Origin of the sequence: Vibrio sp. ER1A, assembly GCF_000733315.1 — a bacterium.
Classification (GTDB): domain Bacteria; phylum Pseudomonadota; class Gammaproteobacteria; order Enterobacterales; family Vibrionaceae; genus Vibrio; species Vibrio mediterranei.
The window spans coordinates 1-13140 of record NZ_JPJA01000107.1 but is presented as its reverse complement, the minus strand read 5'-3'; the positions used below and the strand labels follow the sequence as shown (position 1 = coordinate 13140).

Here is a 13140-nt window from a genome sequence, read left to right as displayed (position 1 = left end):
CTGAATTCGGCAACAAAGCCCCTTTTAGATTAAAGTTTGGAAGTATACTAGGTATTCCCACTTCATTTACCAGCTTCTTATTGCTTCAATACTCTATTGCCAATATGCATACATCTAAGTTGGTTTTTGGCTTCCGCGAGTTCTTGAAAAAGTTGCCCTATTTATTGGTCGGCAATCGGAACGATTTGATAATTAGATTCTCCAATTTGTTCACTCGTCGCTAGCGTTGTTAAGTGCTTTATAAGAGATAGTCGGAGTAAACTGAAGTAAGTGATGATGATAAGAGTTCAAAAACACAGGTGAGCTAGGTGTTTAGTCAATGAACAAGGATAACATTAGCGACAAAACCTGGATTCGAACCTACATTCCTTAGCTGCATTTGATTCGAACAGTTAGAGTTGGTTTCTGGTCTACTTAAAAATATCAATATTTATTAACTGTAGCACCTTCGAATGACCTCAAAGGTAATTTCTTAACAACCAATACATAGGAGCACTAGATGTTCAATGGATGCAAAACAACTGATAAGTAAAGCGCTAGTTGAATTTATCATGGGCACGAAATTTATAGTATTTATTCGCCCCTATTCAGATTAAGAGTCGATAACACTGAAACTATGGAGTAAAAAGAGAGGTATCACACCACTAGAAAGGTGGTATTTCATACAGTGTTTTTAGTTTCATACACACTTAGCTTTGAGCGGTTTTTAAATATTTGGTCAATTTGTGAGTTTCTCTCTCCCTGGATATTGTAATTGTTGAACATTGTGCTCCACCAATGAGTTGCTTTATGAAGATGGCGAGAGGGAGATGTTTCATTAAACCTATTGTTCAATGACGTGCGAGTATTGTTAGCAGCTCTCTTGACACATCTTTGTTTTTGTTAGGGGTTTTGCCTATCTAGTTGTTTCATCCTTTCTAATCGGCTTGGTTGCGATGACTAGGCGCATTTCAGTGTAGAGGGACAAAGTGTGATAATTTAGGCCTGATGATTACCTATAGTTACATGCTTTTTTACTTATTCCTCTCCTTAACTGTATACCTCAGGTTTTGTTGCCGACTCAATATGTGACTGAGCCACGGTGGACAAAGAGATATTGAGCTGACGTCATTTTTTGGTTACTAAATGGTTTTTTAGCAAGAGGTTATAACCTAACACTAAACACCTTTCGATTCTTGTTAGATTCATCTGAATGATACAGCGGTTTAAACGCTGTAGTCTTCGCGAGCGATCGTTAATATAAGAAAGAATGATTTTACGTCATAGTTTGCGTTCTTGCTGTTATTACCCACAGATACTATAGGTAACTATTATAAATATATTAAAAACTATGTAGTCTATTAGATCTATAAGATCTATGATGTCCTGTAACTTCTTGTTTTAAAAGTAAAAAAAGTGAAGTGGCATTACACATTATCCGTCATTTTGATCTCTTAATCCGAGTGGTTGATCGCTTAATCCGAGTTTATGATCTCTTGATCCTCATGTTTGATCTGTATATCCGTGCGTTTCGATCTTTTAATTCGTTTATACATTACATAAATTCCGTGTATTGAACTTAAGAGATGCTAATAACTTATCACGTTACTCTTAGCTTGTGGATATGTTGCATATCTTATTGAATTATCAGTAGTTATCGTCTGGTGCGAGTAGGTTGATTTCGTTCATAAACGCTTCTAACGAGCTTTGAATTTTTACACGTTGTTCTTCTTCATCCTTGCGGCGGGTAATGGCTAGTTCGATCTTACTAGCTCTATCGTTCTCACCAATTGACGCATATGAATGAGCGAGGTTTTTGAGTTCCTCGATAGTGAGCTCAACACCGTTCTTGCGTTTGAGTTCTAGGCTTGATATTACTTTCTTAATTTCGTCCAGATTAAGTGTCTGTACAGGCTGCTTTTTGTCTACCCATCTGTAAAGAAATTTGATTTTTGATAGTTTTCTCCCTTCTCTGTAAACTTCATAGCCGTGTGTTTTTCCATCTTCAGAGTCAAAAAACACAATTTCTTGGTTGGTTTCCGGATCTTCTTTAATTCCTTTGATGCTTGCTTTGATGCAACGTTCTATAAACACACTGTTATTTGCAAATGATCGCTTGCCTGATTTGATTTTTCCGCCTGGGTCATGGAGCCCAAATAACCCTTTAAGATCCGCAATTTCAAAAGTTTGTAGGTAAGTACCACCACCTTTGAATCTACTTAAGATCTCATATAGACGTTTTGCATACTCCTTTTTTAGGCTAAGGAAGCTCTGGGTGTTAATGAGAGCGTAACTATTGTTGTATTCGATGTAAGCCTCTTTTAGCTCGTCATTTGGCTTCATCGTGAGCTTTCTATCTTTATAAGTCACGCGCTTAAAGATTGATATAAAATCAAACTCTTGTACATCGTCTGAGTCGTCGTCGACAGGGAGACCGATATTCTTTTTGGTTAATCTATCAGCTACCGGCTTGAGAGTCTTAGCTAGCTCCTTGGGCTCAATTCCTAACCAACGTGACAGTTGAGTTGATGTAAACTCATACACAGGGGTATCATCACTATCCCAGTCTTCAGGTTTCATATGCGCAATCATTAACGCGAACAGGTCAGCTTCACGTTGGGTTAAATCTTGCTGTGAAAACACAAGTTTATGTGCTTTTTTGAATTGCTTAGGTAAGGTGTGTTTTCTTGTCGTATTGACCTTGCTACCCATGGTTCTTTCTCTGTTTGATGCTAATTGGGTAAAGTATAACATCATATCCGTGTAACTATTACTTAAAATCCGCGTTTATTACATGTTCTCCGTGTATGAATACAGAAAATCCGTGTTTATTACTAGTTTTCCTTGTATTCATTGTTGTTGATTTTTGTGAACCGCAAAAGGATTTCTTTGATTTCGATACAAATGACAACTTTTATGTCAATTGTATTGATCCTTAAATCCGTGTAATACATTGAGGTTGTCTCAGTAACCTGTTGAAATTTTGTGGTTGTTTTACATGATTTCCGTGTTCCTTCATTACTATTACACATTATCCGTGTATTTAGATTGCGAACGAAGTCAAGTGGCATTGAGCCTAAGTTGTTTACTTATTGTACTTTTTATGTGGTGTGCTGAGCTAATTAGGTAGCTTTAAGCCCGTCGTACTTAGTGTAATCTCATTATATTGATCTATTAATCCGTGTTTAATTACACTTTCTCCGTATTAATGATCATATAATTCGTGCTGTTGATCTAAAAATCCGTGCTCAATCACATATTATCCGTGTGATCAAACAGATTTTCCGTGCTCAAAGATAGGCTCGTTAATGTATCTTATTGATATTTAGTTATTACAACCCCTAAAATCCGTTAATATTTATTATTAGCACAAGTTTTCCGTCTTTTATTTCTACAAAAGTGGTACTCAACTTGCTCTTGGTCTGTTTGATTTTTATACCAAACCCTAACGTTTTGGCTATTATGTGTACAAGTATCGTGACTTAGTAGCGGTGGTTCTGATGATGAGATTCACTTAATACTACAAATTATCCGTTTTTTGGTAAATGCACTGGAAACTTGCAGTGTGATGAGATGACTCGCGCTTAGGATCTAGCAAAACTCCCCTTTTAATTGATCACATTATCCGTGTTTTTAAAGGCGTTTCGAAGTTAACTTAACAAATATTCCGTGTTCCATCACATAATTTGTTGCTTAAAGTACATGTTATCCGTGTAAAAGATCACTTTATCCGTGTTTTACTTGTTGGCCCGCTTATGCGCATCCTTCGATGGCATTTATCTATGTTGCTTTTACCATCTCTGATGTAAGTGACTAAAGGTTACCATGTTGAATGTGTATCTATTGGTTGACGTAAATCCAAAATAACGAGTGAAGTTAACAGTACAAAGAGAGTAAGGGTTTTACCTCTATAAGTTGATACTGTGTAGCGTATCTAACTTGTTGTGCGAGTGATTATCGACCATTCGATTTCGAAAGTATGTGGTTGCTATACATGTGTTCAGTCAGTTAGACGTAAAGTCCGTAGACTGAGGTGAGAGGAACCGGAACTGCACATCGATTCAAATTTGTCTAAGAAAGCATGTCTGAGATTTAAAGTTGAAACTGTAATAGTGAACAATCAGTAACTTAGTTGCTCATTGACGTTCATTACTTTTTGGCTGAAGTGTACGAATCAGAGATATTGTACGTATCTTATATTGTTATCCTATGGCTTATAAAAGAATTAGGGTGGTAAGTGAATACCACCTTATGGCTTCCCTTCTCCTCCCCTCCCCTAACATATTTACTCTCATCTAGTTTTGATTGCTTTTGTCTGTTCTTTGGAAGATGTTCTTACTTGACTGAGTCACTCGATTTTAAAGGTAAGGAAACTCAAAGTTNNCGACTCTGTCGCCGGCTTGTAAAACTTCATTCATTTTTTACCAATATAGATTAAATTAACTATATAATGGTAAAATTCTTGATGGCTGGAGATTTTACTGTATTATTAGAAAATACACATTTGAGGTTGGAAAAATGACTGTTATTGGTACTATCGGTAGTATTGCCGAAAATATGCATAAAGAGCAAACGAGCTTAGAGGAAGCCCTAAAGCAAAGTTTACGTGTTTCTGTTTCCGATGCGGATATGGTGGATGGCGTCGATCGTCTAATATACAACCATTGCTTAAATAAAACTGAGTTACGGGATTTGATTGGAGGTTCTAAACCAACTTTCAACAAAAAGCTCAAAGAAGTCATGGATGAAGGGCTGATTTCAGAACCGATATACCAAAATAGGTCTCATCTTTTTACAAATGAGCAAGTACATATGTTGCTCGATTACTTTGATTTTCCAAAGTATGCTGATAATCATAACGGTAAAACCGTAACAGTTACCAACCATAAAGGGGGGACAGGTAAAACAAGTACAACGCTTGCTCTTGCCACGGCGACTGCTCTTGATCTGAACTTTAACGCCAGAGTATGTGTACTTGACTTGGATCCTCAGGGCTCTGCTGGACAAGGGACAATGCAGTTAGCCGAAGATAGCATTTATGTCACTATGGCTGATTTACTGTTAGCAGAGTTTGAGTCTCAAGATGAAAATAACGCTGTTAACGCATTGCTTGAAAATGGTTATTCATTTGAAGATATTGTTAAAGCTTGTCCGTTCTCAACTCACTTAACAAATCTCTCCGTGATTACTGCGTTCCCAAGTGATGAACGTTTTGTTGATAGATACTGGCAGTTAGAAGAAAGTGAGCAAGACCGACTTCTCACTAAACTGAGTAAAGTCGTTCTCCCTCTCCTAAAGGAAGAATTTGACATTATTTATATAGATATGCCGCCACAAGATAGTCCTATTACTTGGTCAGCGTTGGAAGCTACAGATTGTATTTTGGTTCCCGTAACACCAAGATACTATGATTATGCGTCTACTGCTAACTTCATGACAAACTTACATGAAAGGTTGCAAAGGCTACCCTCTGAGGGAAAGAATATTGAATGGGTTAAGATGGCTGCTGTTAACTACAACGAAAATAGCAAACCAGAGTACCAAACAGTACAAAAGTTACTCCGTTCTGTAAGAAATCACTTATTCACGCAAACTCTTGCTCACAGTGATGCTTTTACTGCAGCTGCCGAGATTGGTCGTACTGTTTTAGACATTAAAAAATCAGAAGAAATTTGCACGGCACATCAATTTGATGTCGCGGTTGACTCGGTACGTTTGTTTTATAACCAATTTAAAAATGAAATTGTTGCTTTGGCAGCAAAGTAAGGAGCAATTAGATGTCTGATATTCGAGGTAAGAAAACAGGGAATCTGTCAGCTAGATCTGGATTGAAATTGCCAACGTCACAAGCATTGAAGAAAGATATTCAGTTTGGAACTAAGTTGTATAAGGTTCGCCACGTCATTATTAAAGCTGAAGACGTTGAATCTAAGACGATTGCTCATTCCTTAAATACTCGAACTCAATCGTCACTTACGATGGAAGCAGTAAGAGATATTTATGATGAGGTTGTGAGAGAAGGTGTTAAACAAGAAGGTGTTGCCTACCTTAACCCAGAGACCAAATTATACGAGCTATTTGATTCAAGCCGTCGTAGATTCTGTGCAATCAAAGCGGGTAAAGATCTACCGCTATGGGTATTAGACGAGTCACCAAAACCCAACGAAATTAAAGCTTATGTGGACTTGACGCAAAAAGTTAAGCCCTTTTCATGGCGTGAACAAGGTAAATCTTATGTAGCTTTTGCCATTCAAAATGATATAGATCCGAATGACTACGAGCTTCTAGGAAAGGAGTTGGGGATTGGCAGAGAAACAATGCGAAAAAAGTTACAGGCAGCGAGTATTAATGAACGCCTAATTAGCACTTTTCCAGATTGCGAAGGTGTTCCAACAAGGTTTTACTCTGCATTGGCTAAGATTGAACGTTTGCTGAAGAAACATGAGTTTGATGTCGATCAGTTTGTCGATGAAGTCGAGGTATTCAATGTGATTAGTTCTCAGGACGTTGAACTTGCCCAAGTTCAACTTCTCGAACATTATCAACATACATTGGATAAGATGCTCGCAAAACCCAAAAAGGCCGAACCAAGAGTCGAAAATCTCGTTTTGTTTGAGAATCGAAATAAATATGCAAGAATCAACGTAAGTTCTGATGGGCGGAAAGCTAAGTTTGAATTTGGGTACTTAACAAAAGAGGAGTTAGGTGATATTGAGACATTTGTCAGGGAAAGACTTGCTAGGTAAGGCTGTTGCACCAATGTCCATATAAGCATAAGTCCTTGATATAAAAGGACTTATGTTGGTTTTGGGAGATTTACAAGGGGGGTTGTTCACCAAATAATTAACAGGTTTCTAATTACTATCTTCACTAACTATAGCTGGTCCTCAACACATTTTACTTAGGCTTACTTGATCTTGCAGCAATTCCCATAGTTATATTTACCTGAAGGATTACTATAGATACGTCGCATTGCCAAACACCGGCGAAATGTATTAATTTGTTGGTTCTTCTATAATAGCCCTCCCCTGCCCCAATATTCTGTTAACGGTTTAAGTAGCTGCACGGCACTATATTCATATATACAACGGTCTTGAAGAAAATTCTTGAGAGCTTGATATTAAGAATGAGCGAAAGTGCTAGTGAAGGAGCCAAAGATAACGCTGAATATATTTACTGTTAAACGATTTATAGTTGTTAACTTAAACCCATTCGGACAATGAATATTATCTAGCGTGGAACGTTCCTTCGATAAAGAGCTGACTACGAGTGTTCTAAAACAGGTCTAGTTATGAGTTCGATTGAGTTACCGTATAACAAAAACTAAAGCGCGCGAATGAATTGGCGAAAGTAAACAAGATAAACGTAATTCACTTTGTTCTAGGATATAGTAGTTGCAATGTCTTCCAAACATACAATCAGCGATTTCAATTAGCGAATTTACTATAAGCTATTCTATTGTTGTCGAAACACTTGTTTTCTAAGAGAATACGATGAAGTAAATACAAAAAGAAGCTATTGTCAAATGTGGTGTATGGAGATCATTCAGTAGCCCGTTGATGAGTCTTCATTTCTTTCACTCCATTGATGAAGCGAACATTTTTTACAACATCCGCTAGGAGTGCAAAACCTCGTAGACGACGCCACTTCGTCTCTGCACTGCGCATTAACTTGTAGGCCATCATCAACTTAGTCTTTCTGTTTCCACAGTTCTTTGTCTTGTTCGTGCGTAAACGTACTGTGGCGAACATCGATTCTATTGGGTTGGCTGTCCTGATATGAACCCAGTGCTCTGCTGGGTAATCGTAGAACGCCAAGGACTTCCTTGCGTCCAGAGTCATCGACACCAATGATGACGAGTAAGCAGAGCTTATTGTCCAAGGTAAGGAAACTCAAAGTNNTGCAGTCTTCCTCATTCGCACATCCTTCTATTTGCTTGTACCTCTACGCATTCACAAGTTTCTTCTTTTTTTTTTAATGATACGGCGACCTCCGATATCTACACCTCTCTACTAACGTGACAGTAAACATCATCAGCCCAAACGTGATCATAGTGACGCCTACCCAGGTCACGCCTGCGCCACTGTTCGTACTCAGCATACCAGCGCTCTTTGAGGCGACAGATTCTGTTGGCTGACAGGCCTTTCGCATCTTTACCAAGTAGAGATTCCAGAGCAGGCAGCATATCGCCCGTAGATATCTCCTTGAGACAGAGTAACGGGAGTAGTGTTGCAACGCTCTTTGTTCGCTTGAGATATGGCGGTATCAAGTTGTTATTAAACTTGACGCCATTCCCTGAGCGATCTCGTACCTTAGGAATTTGCACTTCGACATCACCGACACCTGTTTGCAAGGTTCACTCAGGTAAGAAACCGTTGCGGACAATGGCTTGCTTGCCGTCAACCATTAAATTCTGATGTTGGGCTAGTAGCCGTTGAAGCTCAGCTTCAACAGCTTGTGCAATTAAATCTCAAGCCCCTTGACGTATCAGTTCAGTGTGGTGTATTCAATGAAACAACTGTATTATCAGTCATGCGGTATACCTATCTGTTAATCGTTCTGGGGAGAACAGCATCAACAGATTACACCGCAACTTCCTTTTTCTTCCATACACCAGAAACCAGCATAGCTCTACAAAAGTATCATTAGGTAAGCTAGTTCTTAATCGGACACAAAAGGCATTTCGAGAAGGTGGCCTAAAATGGTCTATAACATAACTTATTTCATTAATATTTAGTGGGACTTTTGTTAGTTTGATGAGCTAGGATACATAACATTTAAAACAACGAATACACAGTAATGAGTTGCTCTAAAGTGGTGTGAGTTATTTGCCTTTGAATTATCAAACATTACGTATTAACGTAAGGCTCCATACAGAATTAACAATCATCTTGTAACACTAACTACTAGTGTATTGATGTGCTATAGAGACGATTAGTTTATCTAAAGAACACGCAGACAATGTCTAGAAATTGTCTGTGTGTTAATGCGTTCAGTACGGAAACATTATCGACTTCACACACTAGTTACATGAAGAAGCTGCGTCATGTCACTACTTTGAAATAATCTTCCACGTTGATTCGATATCGAAAAATTAAGTACAAACTTCAATTATCGTTTAATCGTGGATGTAACGATTAGTTTTACAAAGTCAGCTTTCTTCCGTTATGCAAGAGTTGATGGTTTTTATGATTCAACTTATAGTGGTTGGAAAATGGTATAGATTACTTTGCCTAAATCCCATCGGTTTCCCTGTGTTATGTTCAATATATACTTGAGCTTACAAACTACACTCTGACTATATAATCTAATAAATACCCTAAATCCAAAACTCTAATTGTTGCGTGTTTCGTTTATTGATTATGGTGTAATATCGACTTGCTAAAAGTAAAACAAGGACCTTAAGGTAATCATAGTTGAAGAAAGGAAGACGTTTTGATGAATTGGACTTACGCAGCCAAAAAACAAAGAAAAGGTTTTAACAATCTAACATTAGGATGATCAACTATGAGCTTTCTATATCTTAGTTACAATAAGAGCCCTGAACAAAAATACTTCTAAATACAACAACTATACCAGGAGTATAATCGTTTTGAGCCATGGTAGTTTGGCGTATGTCAGTTTCCTCGAACATTAGTATCAATGAATATCAGGTATCTAATACAATCCATCAGTCAATGGAACGTCCCAATTAATAGTAGATTGGCTGTTGCGTTTTAAACAACGAACAATGTCCGTATTTAAATATGAATACTGATGCTTGTATCTAAAAACCTTAACGTTCAGAGCAAATCTCGAAGGTAAAGAATCTTCCAGAGCAGTATTGGCGAACAATGAAGTATCAACTCATTGACATCCAGTTGAAAAATATCAAATCTTGTTAGGCTTCGTAAAGGGAGTGTAACTTTACTAGATTTTTCCTTGATTGAGCGGCTCTATCCTATTTGAGGTTGAACTATCGCTTGGTCGACGAATGACCGCAGGAATCTATCTTAACGAAAGCAAACAAAGTGCACACGACTTTGACAACAATACGTTCATGGTTTGGAAACTCAATCATAACCATCAAGGTCGTTTGCGAGGTAAATATCCAGTTTGAATCGTGAGTGTTTACTGCAAATTTAAGGTCAGATGGTTTTATTGATAATGTGGGTGTTATTACGAGATTTAGACGGACTTATCCTACGCTGCTACGCTTAATCGACGCGCTTCACGCATGCTCATTCGACGATTATCCAGTAGTTGCTCATTTTGGGGCCTTTCATAAAGTCTGTAAATTCCATTCTGCCTCTGCATAGTACACACTGGTACGGATCATTACCTGTAAACCCTTTGTATTGTTTGGCATACGTGAGTGGCCCAGCCTGTTTCAGACTCTTCTTTTCTAAAGCTAAATACACCAAAGAAAGTAGACGACCACGCTTTCTATTAGATAGAAAACCGTAGTAACGCGCCATTTTAAAATGGCGCTGTGGTATACGACTCACGTGCCACAATATCATCTCTTTCTGCGTCAACGTCTTATGCGTTCCAGCACGATGGGTCTAGATACTAAAAAACCACTGTACCACCGCTATAATGACGCAGCCTCGATGCGGATATTAATGGGCGTTTCAGGTAATTGCCTAGATAACTCACCGTTTGCTTTAGCTCTTTTGTCTTTTTGGCAAAGTGAATATTCCAGTAGCGTTGATATTGACGCTCTAAGAAGACGTTCCATTGACGATAATCTTGAATATGATTGGTGGTCTATGTGGATAAGTTAAGGTCGCCGCCAGTGATACTCGACATGCTTCTTTTTGGAGTAGATAGGTTTCCAGGAATTGTGTTTATCTAACCCTCCACAGGTGACCGATAGATGGATATGTGGATGCCAATTAAGGGCTCGACCATAAAAGCACTCCGAATATCCCTACCTCAAGTCCGTGCTTTTTTGCCCACTTCTGCAGCATGTCCGCCGCAAGAGAGAATAAATCATTGAGTAATGTTGGATTGGCTTCGAAGATAGGCCATAGCACGCTCTTGATCATGGCTTCGGTACTTATTGTCTCTGATTCGTTCTTTTCTGCAGAATGATTCGGATAATCGAAGGTGACTACACCACCTATGGAGTAATGTTGTGAGTGTGATACTGGTATGGGCGGCCTTATCAGATCTTGAATGAGACAATTCATAGTCACTTTTACGTTCTTAGATTTTGGGCAAAATATAGTTTCCATTTACGACGGTATTAGTTCACTCAACACTGAATCCAACTTTTTCATTGCGAACATAAGGACTAAGCTCACTAGACACGGCAGCTAAGAGCAAGATTGCTTAGGCAACTGGTATACCTGATTCTATCGTTTTGGTTCTAAAGTCAACAAGTTTCGAGTTCCAGTCGATGGCTCAGTCACTACAAAAGTGACCAACTAGCGCGAACGTACATCCAAATTTGATTTTTCCTGGACGTATCAAGGGCAAAAGAGAGTGCTATTCTATAGTGCTTAACCTAGTTTAATGAGATTTTGGTCGCACATAGGAATAACTAATTAGGAAGGAAAATGCTAGTAAAACATTAACTAGAACGTACTTGGTAAGATGAACCTGAAGTGTTTGCTAGCAATCGGGGATGACGTGTTGTCGCTGACGTATCTATCACTAAGTGGGCTTTGGTGACTAATGTTGGTAAAGCGTGACTGCGAGTATGGAGAACGTATTTACAAGGTGTGCAGTCTTCCTGACTGTGGCAATATTCACTGGAGCTATAAGTAGTACCTTCCACAATTGAACTGTTAGGTATCTATAATTGCATGAGTTTCAACACATTGCGGCCAAAAGGGTTTAGTCTCTTGAATTTCTATCTTAGGCCGCTAAATATAGCTTAGTTATACACGTATTTACCAGGTGTCGTGAATAACGGAAATCGACGACTCGCTTTTCCTGAATTACATTCAACTCGCGCTTTAATCTACTCAAAGACCATGTGACTAATGACAAAAAACCGTACTCTTTTAGATAACTTGCATCAACAACATATTTAACTCTAATCACTCTATCTAAATGTATCAAGTCTACAATGAAGATTAGGTTGGTTGTAGTAGTTCTAAATTTAAAGGTAGGTGTGATATACGAGCTGATGAAGAAGAATAAACAAATGGGATATTATTGTGTTTTAAGGAAAGTAATTGGATGCCAACTTAAAATTGCATTTAACTTAAGCTTCATAATCATACACAAGACTTCAAGAATCAATACGTTTAATTGTTTAGCATCGAAATGATCGTATAGCATTTGGGGGGGTAGAGTTCATTGGATGAAAATGAATTTTGTACGATACATTAAGTTTTTGGTCTGAAGGGGAGAGAACTATACACTTACATTTATAAAAAGTGACGCTGTAACACTTGAAGTATTACCCAGAATGTTAGTGTTTACCCTTTTAAACTAAGAAGCTTTCCTGAATGTTGGTATATTTAGGAGGGCAGGGGGGAGGTATAATAATCTGGAAGAATGCTCATTTCAAATGATTGTGGACTGGAGGTTGTTTAGAAATGCTGTTTGGTTTTCAGATTACAATTGATAGGATTGACTTTGCTGTCAACTGAAAATACAAGTCACCCTAACACGCGAATTGCCTTTTGGTTAAGGGTACTAAATTAAAGATTGCTACTCAAAAGGGTCTAGCACAGAGCTAGGTTGGATTTAGGTTCAACACTGATGAACTAAATCACTAACTTGGATTATCTACTTCGAAATTGATAATACTTAACTATTGGAACTGGTTGATTGTACTTTATTATTGATTAAAATCGAAAGGGTGGATTCATCGATATATTCGCGGTCTAACTAGTCGTACTTCCGTATTAAAGGGGTAAGGCATGAATAGGATGGTTATGGAGAGAACATGAAGAATTGTTGGTACTTCTTAGCATTAACAAGTTTCTTCTCATATGCGTCGGAAGACTTAGTTCAACTACCTAAATTTGATGAAAATACGTTTAGTTTTTGGGAAAAAGAAGTCTTTTCAGGTGAGACCGACTATAAGCCGATAGTGCCTGAATATATATTACATGCAAAAAGCGATGGCACTGCTTCTGGGTTAGTGTTTAAGAAGAAAATCGATATATATAACACACCATACATGAATTGGAGTTGGAAAACGGCTTTGTTGCCGAAATC

4 protein-coding genes and 3 pseudogenes are annotated in these 13140 nt (G+C 38.1%); 3 read left to right on the top strand and 4 right to left on the bottom strand.

Annotation, left to right across the window (positions count from 1 at the left end; all coding sequences use genetic code 11):
* Window positions 1-1626: 1626 nt before the first annotated feature.
* Complete coding sequence (locus HW45_RS28120; RefSeq protein ID WP_038231503.1) at window positions 1627-2691, bottom strand: replication initiation protein; 1065 nt, start codon at window positions 2689-2691, stop codon at window positions 1627-1629.
* Between the two features lie 1806 nt (window positions 2692-4497).
* On the opposite strand from HW45_RS28120, the gene HW45_RS28115 reads away from it, so the two are divergent.
* Window positions 4498-5745, top strand: a complete 1248-nt coding sequence (locus HW45_RS28115) for a ParA family protein (RefSeq protein ID WP_038231501.1) — start codon at window positions 4498-4500, stop codon at window positions 5743-5745.
* Between the two features lie 11 nt (window positions 5746-5756).
* Window positions 5757-6725, top strand: coding sequence for a ParB family protein (locus HW45_RS28110; protein WP_038231500.1), 969 nt, complete (start codon window positions 5757-5759; stop codon window positions 6723-6725).
* A 795-nt stretch (window positions 6726-7520) separates the two neighbouring features.
* On the opposite strand, the pseudogene HW45_RS28105 reads toward HW45_RS28110, so the two are convergent.
* From HW45_RS28105 to HW45_RS28580, 3 pseudogenes are all read right to left on the bottom strand, one after another.
* Window positions 7521-7802, bottom strand: a pseudogene (locus HW45_RS28105) (transposase); the annotation flags it as partial.
* Window positions 7803-7993: 191 nt separating this feature from the next.
* Window positions 7994-8513, bottom strand: a pseudogene (locus tag HW45_RS28100) (transposase); the annotation flags it as partial.
* A 1648-nt stretch (window positions 8514-10161) separates the two neighbouring features.
* Window positions 10162-11000, bottom strand: a pseudogene (locus HW45_RS28580) (IS91 family transposase); the annotation flags it as partial.
* A gap of 1865 nt (window positions 11001-12865) precedes the next feature.
* On the opposite strand from HW45_RS28580, the gene HW45_RS28085 reads away from it, so the two are divergent.
* The coding region (locus tag HW45_RS28085) for a DUF3047 domain-containing protein (RefSeq protein WP_038231494.1) at window positions 12866-13140 on the top strand (275 nt) is incomplete at its 3' end.